This is a genomic window from Glutamicibacter protophormiae (genome assembly GCF_014647495.1).
In the GTDB taxonomy this organism is placed as follows: Bacteria; Actinomycetota; Actinomycetes; order Actinomycetales; family Micrococcaceae; genus Glutamicibacter; species Glutamicibacter protophormiae.
Genome location: NZ_BMPH01000013.1, coordinates 113,593 through 136,549, shown reverse-complemented (window position 1 = coordinate 136,549; position 22,957 = coordinate 113,593). Strand labels below are relative to the sequence as shown.

The following is a 22,957-nucleotide window of genomic DNA, read 5'->3' as shown; positions in this document are numbered from 1 at the left end:
TCGCACGGTCGTTGCTGGAGACTGGCGGGTTTAGACCGCGATTACACTCTCAATCCTGAAGAGCCGGTAATTGTTGATGTGTACACCAATGCGAAAAATCCGAATGTCACCCGTAAAGCGGATGCAAAGTTTTTGCTCCCGACGAGTGGCCGAGACTGAACACAAAGTTCACAAAATCACAATTCGTGATCGCCCAACAATCGTGTTATCCAGCCGGGGCAGCATGGAAATAAACAATCGCTGCCAATACACCGCTTCTGCTGACGGTCCCAGAATCTGGACCACCGACCTACCCAGCGATGAAACCAAGAACCATGAGACGATCCACGATCTTAGGGCGAAAAGCACTGTTCTCGTCATCGTGGACCAGCAGTCGGGAATCGCCGCCCCTTATCTGCCCGGACCGCACGCACCGCATGGCATCGAAATCTACGGCTTGGGGAATCGAGCGTGCATGCTGGCCTCCTTCAACCGAGACCTGTCGCGCCGGACCACCTGCGCAGTAACCCGATCCGAGAGTTATTCACCCAAATCCATCCGTAGCTGGAGCGCGTGCTGAGACCATTGACGGCGCATGATCGAGCGCTGGAAGTCCTCGATACCCGCTCCAAACAGCGGTAAAGCATGCCGGAAGAGCCAGGATCGAGGCGAAACTCATCAAAGATTTAACGGGACGGGACACAACTAACTCCGAGGCCACATTGGACGCAATGAATGACTGAGCGGTAGCGAGAAATCGGCACCCAAGCCTCGGTGGAAGAGGCTCTCACCCGTTACCCGAACTCGTTTTCCCCGCCCTTGGTTTCTCACGCCGGAAAGCCGACTACCACCCGTCGGCCGGGCACCTCGACGAGACCCGAACGCGTCAGGCACTCTGGCAATGAGCGTCTGAAATGAGTGCCCTGTCTCACGGCGGTCAACTCCATCGGCGCTGCCCCGGACAACCATACCTGCTTCGACCAAAACCGAGTCCAAGGCAATCACCATATCTGAGCCCTGATCGCGCGGGCGCATCGCCCGCTGGCAGTATTGATCGCAATCATCCCAGACGGGCCACCCCGCGACGTTTCCGCGTTGGAACGTGTTTGACTTTTACTTAGCCGGGGACCGTTTGCCAGCCTTGGCGTTGCTCAGCGCGGCGGTCATCGTTGCCGGCACGCTGCCCAGCGAAATCCTGCCTCGAGCGGCGAACGGCCAGCAGTCCCCCAGCGGGGCTCGAACGGGGAAATCTTGGCCGAATAGGCCGGGGAGTTTCTCAGGACACAGCCCTCGGCCCGCCCGGTCGCACCATCGAACCGGGCGGGCCGAGGACCCTCCAGACGCATCCCCGCGTCAGAGCCGGTGGAAGCTTTCGGCGAGCGCGTACACCGGAGTGTCCAACCCCTCGTAGCGTGCCTTGAGCTGCAGCCCCAGATACTTGGAGTAGTGCCGGGACTGGTGCAGGTTGCCGCCGTGGAACCACAGGTTCTTGACCCTGGTCGGCTTCCACATGTTGCGCAACTCCCCCTCCCACGGCCCGGGATCCTTGGTGGTGCCCGAGCCCAGGCCCCAGCATTTGCCCACTTCGTCGGCGACTTCCTGGGAGATCAGCTGCGCGGCCCAGCCGTTCATGGAGCCGTAGCCGGTCGCGTAGACCACCGCGTCGGCGGGCAGCTCGGTGCCGTCGGCCAGCACCACTGAATGTTCGGTTAGGTGCGAGACCTCGCCCTTGGCCAGCGCGATGGACCCGTCGGCCACCAGCTCCGAGGCGCCGATGTTGATGTAGTAGCCTGAGCCGCGGCGCAGGTACTTCAGGAACAGCCCCGAGTCGTCGTCGCCGAAGTCCAGGTCGAACCCGGCGTCGGTCAGCGACTGGTAGAACTGCGCGTCGTCCTCCCTGATCTGGGCGAAGGCGGGCTTGTGGAACTCGGGAAGCACCTTGTACGGGATCGAGGCGAAGATCAGATCCGCGGTATCGGTATCGATCCCGTTGGCCAGCGCCTCCTCCGAGTACAGCGGCCCGAGCACGGTTTTCATCAGCGATTCGGAGCGCACGATGTGCGTGCTGGAGCGTTGGACCATCACCGGCTTGGCGCCGTTGTGCACCAGGTCGGCGCAGATGTCGTGGGCGGAGTTGTTCGCGCCGATCACCACCACGTTCTTGCCGCGGTAGGCTTCGCCGCCCGGGTGGGTCGAGGAGTGGTTCTGTTCCCCGGCGAAGAGATCCTGGCCCGGATACTGCGGCAGGTTCGGGATGCCCGACATGCCGGTGGCCATGACAAGGTGCGTGGGGCGCAGGGTCAGCGGCTCCCCGTCGCGGATTACCTCGACGATCCAGCCTTCGCCCTCGGGGTCCTTGCGCGCGCTGACGGCCTCGGTCAGGGACCAGTAGTCCAGTTCCATGAGCTTGGTGTAGCACTCCAGCCAGTCCCCCATCTTGTCCTTCGGGGTGAACACCGGCCAGTGGTCAGGGAACTCGATGTACGGCATATGGTCGTACCAGACTGGGTCGTGCAGGGCCAGGGAGTGGTAGCGCGAACGCCACTGGTCGCCGGGCTTGGGGTGCTTGTCGATGATCAGCACGGGCACGCCCATGCGCTTCAGGCGCGCCCCCAGCCCGATACCGCCCTGGCCGCCGCCGATCACCAGCACGTAGGGCTGCTCCGTGATGCCCAGGGACTGCTGCGCCTTCTGCCGCCGGTCCAGCCAGTTCTCCGAGACCATGGCCGCGCCGTGGTCCGCACCCAGTGCGCGGCGCGGGCCGGACGGCTCGGGGAAGTCGCGCAGGTTCTGCGCGGTGGAGAGCATGGTCCAGCCCAGCGCGTCGCGCAGCCGGAACAGGCCCTTGCCCTGCATCGCATTGTTCTCGAAGGTGTACCAGGCCTCGATGACGCCGTCGGTTTCCGAAGCGCTGGTCACCTGCAGGTTGCGCGGCCAGGCACCGGCGTCGATGCCCAGCAGCATGGATTGGATGCCGTCGCGCCCCTCGGCGGTGTGCAGGTTCCAGGTCAGCGAGGTCAGGTCGCGCCAGTAGGATTCCTCGCCGAACAGCTGGGCCGCGGCGGTGGAGTCGCCGGCCGCCAGCGCCTGCTGCAGCTTGGCCAGCCATGCTTGCGCCTGGACTTCCGGGGAGTTCTCAGCCATCGTCATCACTTCATTTCTTCCTGGAACCGTTGGGATGGTGCGGCAATTGCTGTGCCGCGTGGAATCCAGAATATGATGTGGGTCACAATTTGAAAGGGTTGCAAAAGGTTGCAGCCGAGTTGAGGTGCTTCCTTTTGGGATCATCGGCATCCTCAACCATTGAGCCTCTTGGATGCCAAATTCACTCGACCCTCTGAAGTTCAGAAAACCAGACAGCCACTGTCGAAGTACTGCGGATCATCGGCAGGCGTACTCGCCCTCGGCATTGTCGGTGTGCTGCTGTGGACACCTGAGGCGATCCACGGCCTGCCCCCAAGCAGCTCTTGATGGCGCGCATGGAACTATGCACCCAGATCAGCTTTATGACTCCTACGGCAACTACATCTTCGGCCAGATGACCGAAGCTCCGTATTTGGTCTTTGAATTCCACGAAGCGCAGGACCACTCGCTGTTGGTGAAAACTGGCGACGTGGCAGAGAAAGGCACCCCACTGGGCAAGCCCGGGGCGACGGGCAATTCCAGTGGCATCCACGTGCATTTTCAGATCAACGACCCGAAAACCAGTGTGTTTGACCGGCCAGCGATCAACAATGGCACAACCTATGACCCGATCCCGATTCTTCGACAGCAAAAGGTGAACATCCAATGAAGCACCCCAAGATCCTCACCCTGGCACTGGCCGCAGGACTCGTTGCGGGCGTGGCCGGCTGCACGCCGGCCAGCACCGAGACGGAACCCGGCAGCGCCCCGAGCGTTGCCCCAACCACGGCCGGCCCTACTGCGCCAGCCCCCAGCAGCAGCGGCGGCAACGAGAGCAGTCATTCCCAGGGCCAAGCCACCGAAGATCCGGCCAAGGTCGAGCTGGCCAAACAAGCGGCCACGATCATGACCACCTGGGACCCGACCAAGGATTTCAACCGCACCGCCGCCGAGCTGCGCGCCCGCCCGCTCATGACTCCCGAACGGGCGAAAGAAGTTATCGCCCCCGAACGGCCCGCGACCGGCGTTGAATGGCTGACCGCCGCCGAAAAGAAGGCCACCAGCAAACCCACGGTGAAGCTGATGACAGAGCACCACGAGCAAAACACCATCGCCGTCACCGCCACGTGGCAATGGGTCACCAAGGACGGGGAATCCTGGGCCGGGGAAGGGAAGCAAACGTTCTTCTTCAGCTTCACGGACAACGAGCCGTACAAGATCCGCGACTACGTTTCCTCCGTTCGCTAACCGGCGCACCCCACTGTCTGAGCCGTATCGCCTACAGAGCGATCCCAGTGTGAAGAAAGCGAGTACACCATGAGCACCACCGAAGAACTTATCGAAGCGACCGTCACCAAAGACGGCACCGCCACCGTGAGTATCCAGGGCACCACCCACGAGTTCACCGCAGCCAGCGAAGCTGCCGCCCGAGCACAAACCGTGGAACTGGTCAGCAAACACGCCACCGAACGCGGTACGGCCGTGCGAGCAGTGATGCACGATGCCCAAGGCTCCTGGCCGGTCAAAGTCCACCCCGATGGCACCGTGGAACCAGACACCACCACCCCACCGGCCAGCAGCGACAAGCCCGCCGCGCGCCGCCGCCGTGTCGATAGTCCGGTCACGCACGTGGCCAACGCTGAAACGGCTGTCATCGAAGAACCAGCAGCCACCGCAGAACCAGCGATGAGCGAAGAATCCGCCACCGCAGCGCCCGAACCGCCAGCCACCGCAGACACTGCACCCGAACCGGAGGAACCAGCGATGGAACCCGCCCAAGCTGCCGTCAAGCCCCAGAACACCACCCCGGCCCCCGCCGACCCTGATGCTGTAGCACCCAAAGCCCAGCAGCCGAACCCGTTCGCCCAGAAACCCCAGTCCCACACCGTTCCCGTACCGGACGAAGCGCCGGCGACCCGGCGTGAAGCCCGCCAAAGCTTCCTCACCCAGGAACAAGTTGAAGAACCCGCCACCCAAGGCTGGCGCGGTACCATGACCCGCCTCGGTATCCGCATGGCCCCCAACGAGGCCGAACGCGCCGAACGCGCCGATGTGCAAGCCGTGAGCCAGCACTGGCCAGGGCCACGCACCATCGCCATTGTGAATGGCAAAGGCGGAGCCGGGAAAACCCCGACCACGGTGCTACTCAGTGCGATCTTCGCCCGTTACGGCGGGGCCGGGGTGCTGGCCTGGGATAACAACCAGACCCGAGGCACCCTGGGCTGGCGCACCGAACAAGGCCCGCACGAAGCGACCTTGTTGGAGCTGCTGCCCGAATCGGAAAAACTCTTAGGCACCGGGGCACAATCGGCAGACCTCGCCCATTTTGTGCACCACCAGACGCGTGACCGGTTCGACGTGCTGCGCTCCAAGCCCATGGAGCTGGCCAGCGCCCAACGCGTAGACGCAGCCGATGTGGACGCGATCCACCGGGTAGCCTCGAAGTATTACCGGCTGATCTTTATTGACTCGGGCAATGACGAGTCAGATCCGATGTGGCGGCGCATGATCGACCACACCGATCAGCTCGTCGTGGCCACCACGACCCGGGATGACCACGCCGAAGCCGGTGCGCTGCTGTTGGAAGCGCTCGCGCAGCAGAACGACAAGGCCCACGCCCTGGCACAGAACGCCGTCGCCGTGGTAACCCAAGCTGATTCTAAGGCGACCGCCGCCGACGTGCAGCGCGTCGCGGACGGCTACAGAACCCTGGCCCGCGACGTAGCAACGATCCCATTTGACCCAGCAATGGTGGACGGGATCCTGCGCTACGACGCGCTACGCCCGAACACGCAGCGCGCATGGCTGGCAGCCGGAGCGGCAGTCGCAAGGGGGCTATGAAAATGAGATGTGCGTTGAGTTACTCCTGCGTTTGCGACAGGGCCGGGCTTCAAACTTCTCTTGAGCTAGCTCTTTGGAGAAACTTGCGGTCGTTTGCGAGGCAGTGTCACTGAACAAAAAATTCAGGGCATTCACTGAAGTGAGCCATATTTAGATGATGTAGATCAAATAAAATCACACGAAGTGATTATTCATGTACGATACTCACCATCATTACTTCCCATTTCCGTACCCTGACCACGCCGTCACGACCTTGAACAATGGAAGTTTGGCGAAGCGTTCGGCAGGTTTGATGATCTTTGAGATGAGGACAAATGGCCGCGCCCTCTACACGATTTTGTGGCTCGAAGCGCTTGTGGTTCGGCGCACTCAGTCTCGTGGTTCTTGCTGCTCTGTTCACGACCTTCGTCGCGTTTCTTCCTAAAGACCCTGCGCCCCCTAAAGTTGCCCTTCTAGACGGGGGAGTAGATGCCTCCCAGGAGGGAATAAAAGATCTTCCTTTAGAGAAGGTGAGGGTTGCTGCGCTGGAAGACGGGTTTACTGCCCATGGGACGCAAATGGCGGCACTTTTGAACTCGTCCACGACCACAGGTAACCCGGCCAGCATGAGCCTCATTGATATCAAAGTCCTAGACGAGCATGGGAGAGGCGACGTTGAAGACTTGGCCTGGGGGATCGAGCAGGCCATAACTCTGGGCGCAGATATGATCGTTTGCAGCCTGGCAGTAGAAATTGATTCCCCCCGTTTAGCAACGGCCGTCTCACGAGCTGTTGAACAGGACGTTGTTGTGGTTGCAGCTGCCGGCAATGGCATTGGGTCATTTCAAACATATCCTGCCGGTTACCCTGGGGTTCTCTCTATCGGAGCACTGGATGAGCATGGCGATCGACGTCGGTTCACTAACTCTCGTGCAGTGGCGATACTTGCTCCTGGCGAGAATATCCCGGTGAACGTTGGTGCGGAGAAACAGTACCTTGATGGTACTTCCCCTGCCACCGCAATAGCCGCCCAACAGATTCTTGCTGCGTGGCATGACATTGACTTTTCAGATTTAGCGGCAATAGACGCTAATACACGTATCGAAGATGCGATACGCCAAGTAACCCAATAGACACGAAAGGGTGTCAACGACAGTGCGAAAATCTATCGTTCGAGGTTTGCGAGGCTTAGCCAGTGCAACCGCTGTGATGGTGGCTCTAGCCGCCGTTAATATTGCTCCGGCTAACGCCGAGGTTTTCACTTCAGAGCACCAACGGGGTGCTAACGAGACTAGCACCAATGCACTAAATAGCCTGTATGAGGTTCAAACCTCACAGGCCGCGGTGTCAGCACAATCTGAACAATTCAACGAGCTCGAAGCTGAACTAGACTTGGATTTGCGGGCTACGAATGATGCCTTGGATATTGACGTCTCGGGTGAAGGCCTCGAATCAAACATTGTGGTCGAGCATGATGAAAACGCTCCCATCGATGAGTTAGTGCAAAGTATCTCCGTTGACGGTGTGGTTGACGGAGAGGTAGTTACCGCAGAGCTCAATGTTTTGGAATTTACCTATTTTGGTGATGAGGATTTCCATGCAGTAGTTGAGGACGTCGCCACGGGGGAAACGATCGTCGTTTCCTCTACGGACGTTGCCCAGCAGGCATTTCCGGTAGCTTGGGTCTTGGCGCAATTGGCGCGCATCGGAATTCAGGCGTTGATTAAGTGGGTCGGCAAGACCCAGGTCAAGAAAGCCGTGAAGTCTTACCTGCTGAACAATATTGGGGCTAATAAGTGGGCGCACATTATGGCACCTAAGCATAAGTGGGGCAGCGTAGGGGCCAAATCACGGGAGCAAGTCGCGGATCTTATGGGTCGGGCCATGGCCGAAGGTAAACATTCAGCGTACAAGAGTGGCGCCATGCAAGCTGTTTACAACTACAAAGGCAAGACCATCGTGGTGACGTATTCTAAAAACGGAGGGCAGGTAAGTAATGGATGGGTTCGATAAGCTCAAAGGCCTTTTGGCCGGACAGCCTGCAGAGGTAACCGCCGCAGTGGAGCTGGCCTCGAAGCAGTCAGTTTCGGGAGTCGTGGATGTTCTTCGCAACGTAGCGGGAGAACACCCCGAGGCTGTTGATGAGTTCATCACTGCTTGGATTTCAACACTGGAAGGTGCCGAAAGGCTGGCAGCTACCCTGGCGGTGTCTTCGCTGTATGTCTTGGATCTGGTGCATCTTGAGCATGCCGAAGATCGGATGCTGAAATCAGTCTTGGATGCTTCGATCCAGACACTGCAAGAACTTCAACGGGAGCTTGCGGACTACTCTGAGGTTGCTAATAGCCCCGATGCTAGTTTCGACACTGGATTTGCAGAAACACTGCAGCGTATTGCCACGGGTCCGCTCGAGCAAGCAGCCATCCAGCTTCAAACACAAACAGAGCTACTGAACAGTTCTATGAATAACGCGTAGCCGCCAGCGGCCCTCCAGCTATAGCTGGAGGGCCGCTGCGCTCGTATAGGGAAACAAGGCGCCTGCGCTGCACCTGTCACTGAAGCGTTCACAGGGCCTACAAGGAACAGGGGTCGATAGAGTCCATTCCATGTCAATGGACACGAAGTGCCGAGCACGGTAGTCGTGTGACACGCCGAAGCCGGCGCTGCTGCTGGAAGCGCTCGCGCAGCAGAACGACAAGGCCCACGCCCTAGCACAGAACGCCGTCGCCGTCGTGACCCAAGCTGATTCCAAGGCCACCACCGCCGACGTGCAGCGCGTTGCAGACGGCTACAAGACCTTGGCCCGCGATGTGGCAACGGTTCCGTTTGACCCAGCGATGGTGGACGGCATTCTTCGTTACGACGCGCTACGACCAGCTACGCAGCGGGCATGGCTGGCGGCCGGTGCAGCAGTGACCAGAGGAATCTAATTTCAGAACACGAAAATTCCTTCCTCTGAACATTCCTCGATATGTTGTGGTGACTGCCATATCTAAGTTTTTCGATAGCAGGTGAACTTTTGATTGCCGGTGTGGGCACTAGCAAAGTGGTACCATATCTAGTACCACTAGGAGGCGAAATGGCAATCACTACCAGCGAAGCGCGACGCGACTTGTTTGGTCTCATTGAACGAGTGAACCTTGACCACACCGAAGTAGAGATCATGTCCAAGCGTGGCTCTGCGGTGCTTATGTCGAAAGACGAGTACGATTCACTCGTTGAAACCAGCCATCTGCTACGCTCGCCCAAGAATGCGGTGCGTCTACTCGCAGCCCTTGAAGCGGCGCGTAATGACCAGACTGTGGAACACGGACTTATCGAAGCGTGAGTGACAGACTTCTAACCTGGACTGCCGGTGGATGGGAAGACTACGTCTACTGGCAGACCCAGGACCGCAAAACACTCAAACGCATCAACCTGCTGATCGAGGATGTGCTCCGCGACGATCCTTTTGAAGGCATAGGAAAGCCTGAACCACTGAAACACGCATTGGCCGGAGCTTGGTCACGACGCATCGATGACGTCAACCGACTGGTGTATATTGCTGACGACCGAGCTATAACGATTCTGCAGGCAAAATACCACTACTGACATGACCTTTTGTGCGTTTTAGTCTGCTTTGGGACCTACTCCCCTAAGCTGATTTCTCGCGCCGATAACCTCCGTTATGTAAAGTAGTACTCTGCGTATCTCATCTGAATAGAAACCGTATCCTAGCGGGATCCCTCTGGTTCTATCCCTACACCGATCCCTCTGTAAACGGCTAGAGGAACTACCGAAAACCCAGGCGCCTGCGGTAGATCCACGAACCCACTAGTCGCATCCATAAAGCCGGAAACTACGTCCACGAATCGGGCTCGAGCAATATTTCCGTTTTCGTCAGTGACATCAGAGATCTCTGAATCTGTCTCGGTGGCACCTATTTGGCCAATCATTCCAACCAGTGTCCAGTCCTGCTCGTGAAGACCGTACCGAGAAAAGAGCACTTCGGGCGACGAATCGAGAAACTGCCGACCTTGCTCAAGACGGGCAGAAATAGCTGGCCCTGTTTTTCCTGCAGGTCTTAGGTGTAAATGAACTCCTTCGCCGAATACACCTCGCAGAATCTTGATAATTCCAGATAGCTCTCCTCGAGCGATGCCTAACATGGGAATCGTTTCGACGGTGGGAAGAAGATCCTCGGGAAAACGAGGCTCAAGCATCGGTGGCTTATGATTTCGGTTCCCGCCCTTTTGCTGTTGGCCTTTTGCCTTGGAGAGATTGACCTTCTCCTCTTCTGACCGAATGCCCATTTCACTGAGGCCTTGGCCCGCTGTAGCAACTCCCACAAGAGCTTCAGCCATTTGATTTGGATGGAATAATGTACCAGGGGCAGTAATCCGAATTATCTGGCCTGGGTAAATAGTTGGATCAGATTCCCAAGCTTCCAAATTTTGAAGAGCCTCTGACTTATCAACCAAAAGGCCCAAAGATTCCAAATCAGTTTCGAGATCTTTGAATAAGGAATCCCCCAGGTTCCTTTCCACGGCATCCTCAGACCCAGCCTGGGTTCGAGCGTTAAAAAGCTTGAGATCAACTCCGAGCTGTTTTTGCCTCGCAGAGATATTGGTGGCTTTCTCGGGAACCCCGTCATAAAGTTGGCTCGCTAAACCCTTGACTTTATCAAAGTCAACATAAATATACTCGCGAAGAAACACTGAAAATATCCTCCAATAAATAGATATTAAATTCGAAAAATAAAGTTACATTCTAGATTTAGAATGCTAGGAAGGACTAGTCGTTCTTCGTATAATATCGTGCAACGCTTACCTTCCGGGAGGACAGCGTCTCACGCGTGCTTCGACTGGCTTGATGTCATGGCCAAGCGGGCGCTGAACGATAACGGGTTCTGCTATCGGTCTCACGTGTTCAAAGACGGGCTCGGACCGGGAATTAAGCACCGGCGCGTCCGCCAGTATCGACCGCTGATCAGCAGCAAGGTCGAGCGATTCAATCGGACCGCGTTGCAGGAGAATTGCGTGTGCACCAGAGCGTAGGGCGGAGTTTTCCGGGCACGGCCTGCCTGCAGTCTTAGGTCCGGCATTCGCGGTGAGATCCCGAATGAAATCAACGAAGGACGCGAAGATGTTGAATACAAGATGGCCGCCGCGTCCAGTCCCCGCTTACTTGAAATTGCTTTTTTAGATGTAACCAGTGGAGGATTCATCTATGGGGATTAGAGACGGTGCAGCGAATGGACTGCGCACACGGTTAGAAAATGTCGGTGTCCGAACCGAAATCGCCGTGGCGATTGGTCAGGTCGCGTACCTTCCCAAAAGGAAAAGACCAAGCTGGATACCGGATGCGGTAGTTCCTAAATCAGAGGTTACGTGGCTGGTATCGCAGTACGAGAAAGAACTGGCTGATATGCCACAAGGGCTAGCGGCTATTGCGCTAGTTCAGGGGTTATGCAATAGAATCTTCGGACTGCAAGGGGAAGACCTATTCCTCACTGCCTATCCTGAATTTGCGCAGGATCGCTGGAAAGAGACTACGACTACTGGGACGCACTCAGAAGAGATCTCGTCCAAAGACGTCTCTCAGACTGTTGAGTTCTCTAAATCGCTCATAGAGTCTGACCTCTTTTGGAACGGCGAAGCTTGGGTATCTGCCCAAAGTTTTGGTTCTGGAACTGAGGATGAAACCTACGAGGAAGCGGTGCAAACAAGTTTCGCATCTTCTCAACTGACTGCTTCCTTTTGCGTAAGGTACTTCGATACTCCACGTAACGGCTTAGGCGAATACGCAAAGACGGTGGTTCTTGAGAACGTACAAGAAGATGAAGGCCTATCTTTTGTTTGCCGTCTTGTCGCGCCCACGGGACAAACTTTGGAAGGCTTTCTAGTCCAGTCTGGTGAACGCTTAGGATTTTTTGACGGAAACGACATCATGTCTGCCGTATCTGAAAATCTCAATCAAGGATCGCCCGTCCTTTTCAACATGTCGTCTGTCAACAAGGTCGAATGCTCAATGGATGACAGCTTCGTGGCGCTCAATGAGTGGGAATACATTACCCCCGTGCCCGCAACTGGAAAATTTGAACTAACGATCAGCACGGCAGGAGGGCAGCAAATGAAACTATCAGTCATACCTGAGGAAGTATTAACTAACGTCTATAGGTCAAGGTATGTATGCGCTCTCTACTTCCTTAAAATTCTCGATAAAAAGCTCAGTTCCCTAACCCGGTAGATTACTGCTCTATCGTTCATACCCTTCATCGCGAGTTCGCGGTATCTGTGGTGGCGTGTTTCTTGCTCGGCCCTTCCCAGTGCTTCGGATCATGGGGAGGGGTTTGGAAAGTTGGCATCGTGCTACTTTTCACGCCGCGCAGCCGTCTCTACAGCTTCCTACGCTTCCCGCTCCTTGCTTGAGAGCGTTGGAGCCGGTAGTTCTTTCGTTACAGCAGCTCCTGCTGCTTCACCTGCACATGACGACACGAAGCGGTTTCCATCTCCAGACCTTCTCTAGCCTGGTCCAGGCTGTTTGGGCTGCTTATACGGGAATCGCTGGACACCAAAATCCCCCAGCCCTTGCAAGTCCATGAATTTTTTCTTGTAAGTGAAGAGTTGCAAGACGTCTCAACGGATACCACTCCCCCGGTGAAAAATCCGCGGAAACTCAATGGTCCAAAATTCTCGCAACTATGTGTCGCAACCAATGACGTAAAATCATGTCTGCGCCATTGGTTGCGAGACACTTTTTTAAAGGGCCACTAAGGAAACTAGACGGGACGTCATCGAGGTAATCGAAGACAACGACACTAGCAATGTAACGCCACTGCAATACATGATTCTTAATTTCACTCGCCCCATGCACAAGATCCGCCTCACCGCCATTGGCCGCTGGCCCATGGACCACCTCCTTCTAAGCGACCTCGCAGCGCATTGCGCGAACGCTGAGCAATGAGGCTTCCTGTTTACCGTGCGCACATAGCGCTTTGCCAGCTCAACTTCGACTTTCCTCAGCCATGGGCATTGCGTCCTGCAACAGGACCGCTCCGGTCAGGACCGAAAAAGCACGTACGATTCTGCGAGTGTTCGCGGTAACCGCGATGGGACCGTAGCTACACGTCAATTACCCACGTTGACTCAAGAAAACCTCCGGCACCGCTCACGATAAACGCTTTAGAACAGGACACCGCCTACGACAGCGCTCGCAGCGATCAGCAGCCACATCGCAATCATGGTCAGCAAGCGCAGGCTCGGTTCCAGTCATTCCGAGAAGACCACCGGCACGGTCAGCCGGTAGGGGCGCGCGGCGATGATCCCGCCGAGCTTGGCCCGCAGCCGAGAAACCTCCGCGCGCACCGTCACTGGAGTAACTGGCTCGGACCAGAGTTCGCGCAGCCCGGCCGCGTCCACGCCTTGCTCGCGGCGGGCCAGCAGCTGCAAGATCCGCCAGTGCCTAGAGTTCAGCGGCACCTCGGTGCGCTCGGATCCCACCCAGATCACCGCGCGCGGCAGCGGGCCGGGACACAGTTCCAGCACGGTTTGCTCCGCGACGGGGCGCAGCATCCACCCGCCGGGCACCGGCGCGGCGCGCATGGCGCCCAGGCCGCGTACCCAGACGCTTCCCTCGTGCAGTCCGCCGATCACCGAAAGCCGCGCAGGGCAGTCGAAGCCGCGGCTGGCGGCTACCGCGTACTGCTCGTCGACCAGCACGTAGCCCCCAGCCGGCTGGTCCACCGCGCCGCGCAGCTCGTTCAGCTTCAGCTGGTGCAAACGCAGCAGCTCGCCCTCGGCCTCGCGGGCGGTCGCGGAGACGAGCGCGAGGGTGTGCGGATGCGCAGTGCGGAATGAACCGGCCAGCGTCACGGTGGCGGCCAGCATCCCGGTGGCTGGATTGACGATCGGCGCCGAGGTGCACACCCAGGCATGCTGCTCCTCGCGGGCGTGCTCCGGACCGAAAACCTGCACGGGAATCCGCTCGGCCATGGCGGTGCCGATGCCGTTGGTTCCGACATCCGCTTCGCGCCAGCGCGCGCCGGCCACGAAACCGATCCCGTCGCTTTGCCTGCGCACCGCGCGGGGTCCGAGCACCGAGAGGATGTAGCCCTCGCCGTCGGTGATCACCAGCTGGTTTTCCGCCTGCCCCGCCATAGGCAGCAACCGGTCACTGAGCAGCTCACCGAGGATCGACAGCTCGCTGTTCTCCCGACGGAGGGCTGCCAGCTCGCTGCTCGGCAACGGGCGGGATTCCCCGCCGCGGCCCGGCGCCCGCTCCCAGGAGCGCGCGATGACCGGGCGAACCTCGCGCTGGATGCGCGCACCCTCGGTCCAGCTGCGGTGCAGCGGCAGCAGCTGGCGGGCGTAACCCAGCGGATCCACTCCGGCGCCAAGCGCAGCTTGGAGGCTCGGGGCGGACGGCGGGCGAACAGGTGTCATTCATAGAGGATGACACGCATTCAAGCGCAGGAAAAGGCTTGCATTTCCGCACCGCACCTCCCCCGCTGCGGCCCGGAGACCCCGGTGCGTTCGGCGCTGCATTGCCCCCGCTCACCGACATGAAACTACGTTTCTTGAATTGAACCTGCGTTTCATGCCACGATATTTGTTGGACGTGCGCCAGCTCACAAGATCGCGGGCGGTGCAACGTGACAGGTACAGAGATCAAAGGACGTCACCCCCATGGCCATGACTCACGCTAACCACTCCGAGCTGACTCCGCTGCGCTTCTTGGAGCGCTCCGCCGAGGTCTACCCGTCCAAGCAGGCTGTCCTGCACGGAACCCGAAACTACACCTATGCGGAACTCGAAGCCCGGATCCACCGTTTCGCCCAGGTCATCCGCGAACGCATCAATCCCGGTGACCGCGTGGCCGTATTGGCTCCGAACACCCCCGAAATGCTCATGGCCCACTACGCCGTACCGCTGGCCGGGGGTGTGCTGATCGCCCTGAACACCCGCCTGTCCGCACATGAGCTGCAGTACATCATGGACCATTCCGAGGCCAAGCTGCTCTTCGCCGACACCGAGCTGCTGGGCAACACCAAGATGCTGCGCGCCGAGAACCCCACTTTGCAGGCGCTGATCGAGCTCACCGACGACCAGTTCACCGGGCAGCGCCCCGACGTGGCGGTGGACGCGGTGCTCGACGAGCTGCTGGCGGAGGCCAGCGATGCGAAGCTGCCCTATTCCGTCGAGGACGAGCGCGCACCGATCACGCTGAACTACACCTCGGGCACCACCGGCAAGCCCAAGGGGGTGCTGTATTCGCACCGCGGCAGCTACCTGAACTCGCTGGGCGAGGCCATGCACCAGGGCATGAACTCCGCGACTCGCTACCTGTGGACCCTGCCGATGTTCCACTGCAACGGCTGGTGCACCCCGTGGGCGGTCACCGCCGCCGGCGGCACCCACCTGTGTCTGCGCGCGGTGCGCGAGGACTCGGTATGGGACGCCATCGAGAACTTGGGCACCACCCACCTGTGCGGCGCCCCGACCGTTTGCTCCATCATCGCCGATGCTTCCCGCGCCCACGAGCTGGACGAACCGCTGCGCATCACCACCGCCGGGGCCCCGCCATCGCCGGCCATCATCTCCAAGCTGCAGAACCTTGGCATCGAGGTGGTCCATGTCTACGGACTGACCGAGGTCTACGGACCGTACACGATCTGCGAATACCAGGATGCCTGGGACGAGCTGGCTCCGGCCGAGCGCGCCGAGCGGCTCTCGCGCCAGGGCGTGGGCATGATCACCGCCGAATCCGCGCGCGTGGTGGATCTGGACATGAACGACGTGCCCGCGGACGGGGAAAGCATGGGCGAAATCGTGCTGCGCGGCAACAACGTGATGATCGGCTACTACCGCGACCCGCAGGCCACCGAGCAGGCGTTCGCCGGCGGCTGGTTCCACACCGGGGATCTGGGTGTGATGCACCCGGACGGCTACATCCAGGTCCGCGACCGCGCCAAGGACATCATCATCTCCGGCGGGGAGAACATCTCCACCATCGAGGTCGAGCAGGCGCTGGCCGCGCACCCCGAAGTGCTGGACCTGGCAGTGGTCGGCGTGCAGGACGAAAAGTGGGGCGAGCGCCCGGTCGCCTATGTGATCCGCACCAGCGGCTCCGAGCTGGATGCCGAGGGGCTGATCAGTTTCGCCCGCGAGCGCTTGGCCGGGTACAAGGTGCCGCGCACCATCGTCTTCCCGCAGGATCTGCCGCGCACCTCCACCGGGAAGGTGCAGAAGAACGTGCTGCGCGCACAGGCGCTGGAAGAGGCCGCCGGATAACTTTCCCCGCAGGCTTCCGCGCCGCACGGCATCGGCGTAGAGTGGGCGCACCAAAAACCCGCTCCGGGAGGTCCGCCATGTCCGCAACCTATACCTTCGACGTGTTCAGTTCCTTGGACGGCTTCGGCAGCGCGGGAGGCGACTGGGGCGGCTACTGGGGCAAGCAGGGCCCGGAACTGCTCGAGCGCCGGCTGCAGCTGTACACCCCGGCATGCCGCATGGTCTACGGCGCAAATACCTTCCGGCTCTTCGAGCGTTTCTGGAGCGAGATCGCGGAGAACCCGGAGGTCGAGGACCCTTGGGGCGTCGCCATGCACGAGCAGCCCGCCACGGTCGTCTCCACCACCTTGGCCGAGCCGCTTGCCTGGCCCGACGCGGTGCTGGAGCGCGAGGACGCGTTGGCGGTGGTGGCCCGGCTCAAGGCCGAATCGCCCGTGCCGCTGCGCTCCCATGGATCCCTGGCGATGAACCATTCGCTGCTGGCCGCCGGGTTGGTGGATTTCATCCAGGTCACTGTGTTCCCGGTGCTCACCGGGCGCAGCGGCGCCTCGCCGGTCTTCGCCGGGGTGGACGACTACGATTTGGAACTGGTCGACTCCCGGCTGCTGGATGGCAGCATCCAGGAACTCACCTACCGCCCGACCCGGCACGGCTAGCCGCGCCGGGCCTGCAAGGAGGAGATCCAGGTGGCATCGGAAGGGGCAGCACCGCCTCCTACGCGGTCCACGCGGGCCCTGCACGTTATGGGACTGCTGACGGCCGGGGCGCTGGCGTTGGCCTCCTGCTCGATTCCCAACGATCCTGCACCGACCGGTCCAGTGTCGACCAGCGAGGCGCCGACCGGCGACGCCCCCATTGGGGAGGATACCGCCCAGAGCGGCACCCTGCGGACGCTGGCCGCTGAACTGGACGCCCCGTGGTCCGTGGCGGATACCGGCGATGCACTGCTGGTCAGCGAACGGGATTCCGGACGCATCGTGGAGGTCCTCGATGACGGAGATGTGCGCGAGGTCGGCCGGCTGCCCGACGTGGATTTCGGCGGCGAGGGCGGGCTGCTCGGCCTGGCCTTCAAGGCCCCGAACCGGCTCTATGCGTATTCCACGGGCCCTGAAGGCAACCGGATCCAGCGGTTCACCCTGGCCGGATCCGCGGGAAGCTACACCCTGTCCGAGCCCCGGACGCTGCTGGACGGGCTTCCGGCCGCATCCAACCACAACGGCGGGCGGCTGGCCTTCGGGCCGGACGGCATGCTGTACGCCAGCGTCGGGGACGCCGGGCGGCCGGACAGCGCGCAGGACCTGGGCAGCCTGGGAGGCAAGATCCTGCGGCTGGAAGCGGCTGGCGGCGTGCCGGCAAGCAACCCGTTCCCGGGGTCGTATGTCTACAGCTACGGCCACCGCAACGTGCAGGGACTGGCTTGGGACGCTGACGGCACCATGTACGCCAGCGAGTTCGGGCAAAACACCTGGGACGAATTGAACAAGATCACCGCGGGCGGCAACTTCGGCTGGCCTGAGGTGGAGGGCGGCGCCGGCACACAGGGCTTCACCGACCCGATCGCCCAGTGGCCCACCGACCAGGCCAGCCCCAGCGGCATCGCCATCATCGACTCGGTGCTCTACCTGGCCAACCTGCGCGGGCAGCGGCTGCGCGCGGTGGACCTGGCGGACCCGGCACGGCAGCGGGAGCTGTTCACCGGCGAGCTCGGGCGCCTGCGCGACGTCGTCCCGGGAGCCGGCGGGAATCTGCTGCTGCTGACCAACAACACCGACGGGCGCGGGAACCCAGCTCCGGGAGATGACCGGCTCCTGGCGATCCCGGCACCCGGCATGGGGTAGCGCAGACGCCAACGGCCGGCACTCCCCCGCGAAGGGGAATGCCGGCCGTTGGCGAACCGCATGCGGCTGGTGCCGGTAGCTACCGGGCCGGGCGCATGTCCCCGGTCTCCTGGTAGCGCTGGTGCCAGGACAAGGCCTCGCCCAGCAGGTGCGGGGTGTGCTTGCCGTAGCTTTCCTTGCGGGCGCGGTCGAAGTAGTCCTGCAGCAGCGGACGGTAGTCCGGATGCGCGCAGTTGTCGATGATCGTCTGGGCGCGCTGCTTCGGCGACAGGCCGCGCAGGTCGGCCAGGCCCTGCTCGGTAATCAGGATCATGGTGTCGTGCTCGGTGTGGTCCACATGCGAGGCGAACGGAACGATGCCCGAGATCTTGCCGTCCTTGGCGGTGGACGGGGACATGAACACCGACAGGTAGCCGTTGCGGGCGAAGTCGCCCGAGCCGCCGATGCCGTTCATGACGTGCGAGCCGAGCACGTTGGTGGAGTTCACGTTGCCGTAGATGTCGGCCTCGATCATGCCGTTCAGGGCAATGCAGCCCAGCCGTCGGATGATCTCCGGGTGGTTGGAGATTTCCTGGGCGCGCAGCAGGATGCGGTCGCGGTAGTGGTCCACGTTCTTGTTGAACTCGGCGATGCCGGCCTCGGACAGCGAGAAGCTGGTGGCGGAGGCGAACTCGATGGTGCCGTCCTTGATCAGCTCCAGCATGCCGTCCTGGATGACCTCGGTGTAGGCGGTCAGGCCCTTGTAGCCTCCGCGCGACAGGCCCGCGAGCACGGCATTGGCGATGTTGCCCACGCCGGACTGCAGCGGCAGCAGCTTCTCACTCAGGCGGCCGGCGCGGATCTCGTAGTCGAGGAAGCCGAGCAGGTGGTCTGCGATCTTCTCGCTGGTGGCATCCACCGGGGCGAACGGGCTCAGGCGGTCCGGGGCGTCGGTTTCCACCACAGCGACGATCTTGTTCACGTCGACGTCCAGGTACTTCTGGCCGATGCGGTCGCGCACGGTCGTCAGGTCGATCGGTTTGCGGTGCGGAGGCAGCGCGGTGCCGTAGTAGACGTCGTGCATGCCGTCCATGGCGGAGGACTGCTGGGAGTTGACCTCGATGATGACCTTGTCGGCCATCTCCAGCCAGGTCTTGTTGTTGCCCACGGAGGAGGAAGGGATCAGATCGCCCTCGGCGGTCACGCCGACAACCTCGACGATAGCCAGGTCGATCTTGCCGTAGAAGCCGAACCAGGCATGCTGGGCGACATGGGACAGGTGGATGTCCATGTACTCCATGTTGCCTTCGTTGATGCGGCGGCGGAGCTCCGGGTCGGACATGTACGGAAGACGGAGGTTCATGCCCTCGGCCTTGGCCAGCACGCCGTCCAGTTCCGGAGCGGTGGAGGCACCGGTCAGAACGTTGATCTTGAAGTCTCGGCCGGCATCGTGCTCGTCGCCGATGAGCTTTGCCAAAGCGCCCGGCACGGCTTTCGGGTAGCCGGCGCCGGTGAAGCCGCTCATGGCTACGGTCATGCCTGGCTTAACGAAAGTGGCAGCCTGTTCTGCGCTCATCAGTCGTTCAGTGAAGGCGCGATGGTGAATACGCTGGTGCAAAATAGCCCTTTCTCACTTCTTTGTGATCCACGTCTGTAACGAGTATCTCAACCTAATACTCTAGTGTTGCTTTCGACCTTTCAGAGCCAGCTTCTAGGCTCTATGCCGAATAAAGCAGGGGCAAAGCGCTGACCTGTCCAGAGTTTGCGATAACCGGTCACCGGAAATTCACCTTCTGCGACTAATATTCTCCCGAACACCACGCGCATTGCAGTTTCAACCACGTTCTAAGTCCATTGACAGACTCGGTGGCTAGGTTGGGTGGTGATGACTACAGCACGAGCCGCCGCACCCCGGCACCGCATCTACGCGGTGCTGGGCCTGTTGACGCGTGCCTTGTTTCTTGCGTTGCTGCTGATTGTCGGCCTGCTCTTAATGCACGGGATGAACCTGCACAACGAGCATGCCTCCAGCACTGGCGCCGTGACCCCAGCCGAGACCGCCCACGGGCACGCGGCGGGACCCCTGTTGCAGGGTTCGGGGCTCGTCGCCACGGGCATGCAGCATCTTGTCGACCAGCCGAACGCACTGGCCTGCACCGACTGCGATGAGCAGGGCGCACAGGCGGCCGCCGCCGGATGCGTGCTCGCGTTCATCCTCTTTTTACTGCTACTGCCCCGCCGCGGCAGCGTACTGGTTCGCCGGGTCTTCCCGTCGCGGGCCGGACCGCGCCGTTCCTGGACAAGCTGGAGCGTGCTGCGCGCGCCGAGCCTGATCAGCCTGTGTATTAGTCGAACATGATGACCGGTGGCGGCCAGCGGCGTTTCGCCGATCCCCTGGCCGCGCCCCGGCAACCCGGCGTGATTGGCGCGCCATCGACAACACATAGGAGATCTCCCATGAAGTCCATCCCTCTGACCCTCAGCGCCCTCGGGGCGGCGGCAGTACTGGCCCTGGCAGGCTGCTCCGCGCCGGAACCGAACAATCCGGCGGAGCATTCGACCCACGACATGGGCACCGCCTCGCCTTCCGACGCGTCCGTGGGCGCCGCGCAGAACGACGCCGACGAGATGTTCGCCTCGATGATGGTGGTGCACCATGAACAGGCCATTGAGATGAGCGACATCCTGCTGTCCAAGCAGGGACTCGACGCGGAAATCCAGCAGCTGGCGCAGGGCATCAAGGATGCGCAGGGTCCTGAAATCCAGACCCTGCGCAGCTGGCAGGAACAGTGGAACGTCCCGTCGGAGCAGCCCCATTCGATGGGCGAGGACGACGGAATGGTCAGTGAAGCGAATCTGGAGAAGCTGCGCCAGGCCGAAGCGGATGAAGGCACCACACTGTATCTGGAACAGATGGTCGCCCACCACGAAGGTGCCGTCGAAATGGCAGAAGTAGAGCTTTCAGACGGACGTTTCGCCCAAGCCAAGGACATGGCCCAACACATCGTTGACACCCAGACCGCAGAAATTGAGCAGATGAATGATCTGCTCTCCACATACTAAGTCCGAAGGAACCAATGAACCCCCTCGAAAAACCCAGCGCCTGGAGCCGCCAGGCAGTGCGGCTCGCCGCTCCGCTGGCCATGCTCGCCATGGTGCTCAGCGGCTGCTCACAAGCGCCGGCCCCATCCCCTGCTCCGGTGGCCCAGTCCGGAGCCGAATCTTCCGCGGATTCAGGCGAACTGCTTGAGCGGTTCGGGCTCCAGGGGTTGGACCCGGCGCAGATCATCGACCATCTGGAGCAGCTTCCGGTCGCCGAGCGCCCCGCCAACCTGATGGCCTCTGTCCGGCCGGGCCAGCTGGTGCTCAGCGACGAGGCCGGTCGCCAAGCCGCCATGCAGCTGCCCGAGGACAAGTTCTACCTTTCCGTCGCTCCCTACGAGAGCCAGACCCATGACTGCCACTTCCACAGTCTCACCACCTGCCTCGGGGAGCTGCAGAATGCTGACGTCATCATCGATTTCACGACAAACGATGGCACAAAGGTTCTGGACGGCAAGAAGCTGGCAACCAATGACAACGGGTTCGTCGGCCTCTGGCTCCCCAGCGGAGTCACCGGTGAACTGACGATCACCGCCGATGGCAAGACCTCGACGCAGTCCATCTCCACGGCAGGGTCCGAGGACGCCACCTGCCTGACCACCATGCAGGTCGCCTAGGGCCGGATCCCCATGGCCAGATTCGGCACCGCAGGGCGCTGCGGTGTCGAACCGGTAGGGGCAAGAACCCCAAATATGCGATTTCCTGCCCGAGTTCGGGCGCATTGCGCGCTCGCGTGGCGCGAAAATCGCCAAGCTCCTAAGGAAATCTGGCCGTTACCGTTTTGTCCCCGAATAGCCGTTGACCGGCCATGGGGGCGCTCCTACATTTAAGGTGACTCCCGTCGGGGGCCCTCTGAAATCTCATGTTGGAGGTCGGATTCAAATGAAGAAATGGACTCGGTGGCAAGACTGGGTCGGTGTCGTGGCAGGTCTGTATGCCGCAATCGCATCCATCTGGCTCAATGGAACAACAACATCCATGACGCTGATGATGGTCTTCGGTTTGCTGATGGTCGTCACCGCAGTGTGGAGCGTTGCGATGCCGCGTCTCGTTTCGATGGAATGGGCACTTGCCATTTCCGGTGCGCTGCTCTTCGCCTCACCGTGGATGGGACAGTTCACCAGCTATTCCATGAGCACTTGGGTGTCGTGGATCTGCGGTGCCGTTGGTGTCGCCGCCGGCTTGATGGCTCTGGCCCCGGCCATGGAAATGCGCCATGCAACAGGGGGATCGAGCACCGCGCACTAGATTCCACGCATACGATCTGTGAATTCGCATTGCCTGGGCTCCGGATGAATTACGATCCGGAGCCCAGGCAATGGTTCGTCACGAGTTCAGGCGCCTTCAGCGGTGAAAGCGGCATCGAGCTCAGGGATACCCTCAAGCAACCACTCAGCTAAATGCTGCGTGGGCGCCCTCGGCGACGTAGCGGAGTTCCAGATGGCAGCCGATGGCTTCCGCATGCCGGCGCAGGGTGGCCAGCTGGATGCGGTCCAGGTCTCCCGACTCAAGCTTCTGCACCCGGTCGGTGCTGGTCTTGAGTCTCCCGGCGAGCTCCTTGGTACTCAAGCCTGTAAGTTCGCGAAGTTGTGCCAGTGAATTTTCCTTTGAGGATTTCTGGGTTCGAGCTTCATGCTGGCGGCGATGGACTTCTAGGTCCTGTCGTTGTTGCGCCGATAGTTCGCGCGGATCAAGGAAACCAAATCCCATGGGTGCTGTTCTCCCCCGAATGATCGAACATCTGTCAACCTAAAGCCAGTGTAGGTTCGGCAAGTTGCCCGAAGATTGCGGCTCGGGGGCTACAGCATGAACGCGACTTGCGGTTCGGGAGCCAAACTGCGCGGG

The 22,957-nt window shown here is 60.6% G+C and carries 22 protein-coding genes; 17 read left to right on the top strand and 5 right to left on the bottom strand.

The genetic code is table 11. The features are described from left to right. Positions 1-1,332: 1,332 nt before the first annotated feature. On the bottom strand, positions 1,333-3,123 hold the full coding sequence (locus IEY43_RS14860; RefSeq protein WP_188949346.1) for a flavin-containing monooxygenase: 1,791 nt from the start codon (positions 3,121-3,123) through the stop codon (positions 1,333-1,335). 343 nt (positions 3,124-3,466) lie between these two features. Between IEY43_RS14860 and IEY43_RS14855 the strand changes: the two genes are divergently transcribed. The 9 genes from IEY43_RS14855 (at position 3,467) to IEY43_RS14815 (ending at position 9,513) form a co-directional block, all read left to right on the top strand. After that, positions 3,467-3,772 (top strand): M23 family metallopeptidase, encoded by a 306-nt coding sequence (locus tag IEY43_RS14855; RefSeq protein WP_188949345.1) that lies wholly within the window; start codon positions 3,467-3,469, stop codon positions 3,770-3,772. Beyond that, positions 3,769-4,350, top strand: coding sequence for a hypothetical protein (locus tag IEY43_RS14850; RefSeq protein ID WP_188949344.1), 582 nt, complete (start codon positions 3,769-3,771; stop codon positions 4,348-4,350). The genes IEY43_RS14855 and IEY43_RS14850 overlap by 4 nt, the downstream gene beginning before the upstream one ends. Before the next feature lie 69 nt (positions 4,351-4,419). Then, on the top strand, positions 4,420-5,943 hold the full coding sequence (locus IEY43_RS14845) for a MinD/ParA family ATP-binding protein (RefSeq protein WP_188949343.1): 1,524 nt from the start codon (positions 4,420-4,422) through the stop codon (positions 5,941-5,943). Positions 5,944-6,257: 314 nt separating this feature from the next. Then, entirely contained in the window at positions 6,258-7,055 is a 798-nt protein-coding gene (locus tag IEY43_RS14840) for a S8 family serine peptidase (protein ID WP_102598937.1), read from the top strand. 10 nt (positions 7,056-7,065) lie between these two features. Next, positions 7,066-7,935: a polymorphic toxin type 35 domain-containing protein gene (locus tag IEY43_RS14835; RefSeq protein WP_188949342.1), complete on the top strand. Its 870-nt coding sequence runs from the start codon at positions 7,066-7,068 to the stop codon at positions 7,933-7,935. Then, complete coding sequence (locus IEY43_RS14830) at positions 7,919-8,398, top strand: hypothetical protein (RefSeq protein WP_102598939.1); 480 nt, start codon at positions 7,919-7,921, stop codon at positions 8,396-8,398. Before IEY43_RS14835 ends, IEY43_RS14830 begins: the two co-directional genes overlap by 17 nt. Before the next feature lie 256 nt (positions 8,399-8,654). After that, a complete protein-coding gene (locus tag IEY43_RS14825) occupies positions 8,655-8,852 on the top strand; it encodes a hypothetical protein (RefSeq protein WP_180993143.1) in 198 nt (65 codons plus the stop codon). 149 nt (positions 8,853-9,001) lie between these two features. Continuing rightward, positions 9,002-9,250: a type II toxin-antitoxin system Phd/YefM family antitoxin gene (locus IEY43_RS14820; RefSeq protein ID WP_102598940.1), complete on the top strand. Its 249-nt coding sequence runs from the start codon at positions 9,002-9,004 to the stop codon at positions 9,248-9,250. Beyond that, positions 9,247-9,513, top strand: coding sequence for a Txe/YoeB family addiction module toxin (locus tag IEY43_RS14815; protein ID WP_102598941.1), 267 nt, complete (start codon positions 9,247-9,249; stop codon positions 9,511-9,513). The genes IEY43_RS14820 and IEY43_RS14815 overlap by 4 nt, the downstream gene beginning before the upstream one ends. A gap of 122 nt (positions 9,514-9,635) precedes the next feature. On the opposite strand, the gene IEY43_RS14810 is transcribed toward IEY43_RS14815, so the two are convergent. Next, a complete protein-coding gene (locus IEY43_RS14810) occupies positions 9,636-10,619 on the bottom strand; it encodes a DUF6414 family protein (protein ID WP_188949341.1) in 984 nt (327 codons plus the stop codon). 496 nt (positions 10,620-11,115) lie between these two features. Here IEY43_RS14810 and IEY43_RS14805 point away from each other — a divergent pair, with 496 nt between their 5' ends. Then, on the top strand, positions 11,116-12,150 hold the full coding sequence (locus IEY43_RS14805) for a hypothetical protein (RefSeq protein WP_188949340.1): 1,035 nt from the start codon (positions 11,116-11,118) through the stop codon (positions 12,148-12,150). A gap of 1,022 nt (positions 12,151-13,172) precedes the next feature. Here IEY43_RS14805 and IEY43_RS14800 read toward each other — a convergent pair. Further along, positions 13,173-14,345 (bottom strand): helix-turn-helix domain-containing protein, encoded by a 1,173-nt coding sequence (locus IEY43_RS14800; protein ID WP_188949339.1) that lies wholly within the window; start codon positions 14,343-14,345, stop codon positions 13,173-13,175. A 243-nt stretch (positions 14,346-14,588) separates the two neighbouring features. Between IEY43_RS14800 and IEY43_RS14795 the strand changes: the two genes are divergently transcribed. The 3 genes from IEY43_RS14795 (at position 14,589) to IEY43_RS14785 (ending at position 18,031) form a co-directional block, all read left to right on the top strand. Then, entirely contained in the window at positions 14,589-16,193 is a 1,605-nt protein-coding gene (locus IEY43_RS14795; protein WP_188949338.1) for an acyl--CoA ligase family protein, read from the top strand. Between the two features lie 77 nt (positions 16,194-16,270). Then, the gene (locus IEY43_RS14790) at positions 16,271-16,849 is read left to right on the top strand and encodes a dihydrofolate reductase family protein (protein WP_188949337.1); all 579 of its coding nucleotides are present in this window, start codon (positions 16,271-16,273) and stop codon (positions 16,847-16,849) included. Between the two features lie 87 nt (positions 16,850-16,936). Then, positions 16,937-18,031, top strand: coding sequence for a PQQ-dependent sugar dehydrogenase (locus IEY43_RS14785; RefSeq protein ID WP_188949336.1), 1,095 nt, complete (start codon positions 16,937-16,939; stop codon positions 18,029-18,031). A gap of 79 nt (positions 18,032-18,110) precedes the next feature. Here IEY43_RS14785 and scpC read toward each other — a convergent pair whose 3' ends face one another. Beyond that, entirely contained in the window at positions 18,111-19,628 is a 1,518-nt protein-coding gene (gene scpC, locus IEY43_RS14780; protein WP_268240080.1) for a succinyl-CoA:acetate CoA-transferase ScpC, read from the bottom strand. A 267-nt stretch (positions 19,629-19,895) separates the two neighbouring features. Here scpC and IEY43_RS14775 point away from each other — a divergent pair, with 267 nt between their 5' ends. The 4 genes from IEY43_RS14775 (at position 19,896) to IEY43_RS14760 (ending at position 22,360) form a co-directional block, all read left to right on the top strand. Further along, positions 19,896-20,369 carry a hypothetical protein gene (locus IEY43_RS14775; protein ID WP_188949334.1) on the top strand — a complete coding sequence of 158 codons (474 nt, stop codon included), beginning with the start codon at positions 19,896-19,898 and terminating at the stop codon, positions 20,367-20,369. Between the two features lie 98 nt (positions 20,370-20,467). Continuing rightward, entirely contained in the window at positions 20,468-21,073 is a 606-nt protein-coding gene (locus IEY43_RS14770) for a DUF305 domain-containing protein (protein WP_188949333.1), read from the top strand. A gap of 14 nt (positions 21,074-21,087) precedes the next feature. Further along, complete coding sequence (locus tag IEY43_RS14765) at positions 21,088-21,729, top strand: CueP family metal-binding protein (protein WP_188949332.1); 642 nt, start codon at positions 21,088-21,090, stop codon at positions 21,727-21,729. Between the two features lie 265 nt (positions 21,730-21,994). Continuing rightward, positions 21,995-22,360, top strand: coding sequence for an SPW repeat domain-containing protein (locus IEY43_RS14760; RefSeq protein ID WP_188949331.1), 366 nt, complete (start codon positions 21,995-21,997; stop codon positions 22,358-22,360). Positions 22,361-22,504: 144 nt separating this feature from the next. Here IEY43_RS14760 and IEY43_RS14755 read toward each other — a convergent pair whose 3' ends face one another. Beyond that, positions 22,505-22,822 carry a helix-turn-helix domain-containing protein gene (locus tag IEY43_RS14755; RefSeq protein WP_188949330.1) on the bottom strand — a complete coding sequence of 106 codons (318 nt, stop codon included), beginning with the start codon at positions 22,820-22,822 and terminating at the stop codon, positions 22,505-22,507. Positions 22,823-22,957 lie beyond the last annotated feature (135 nt).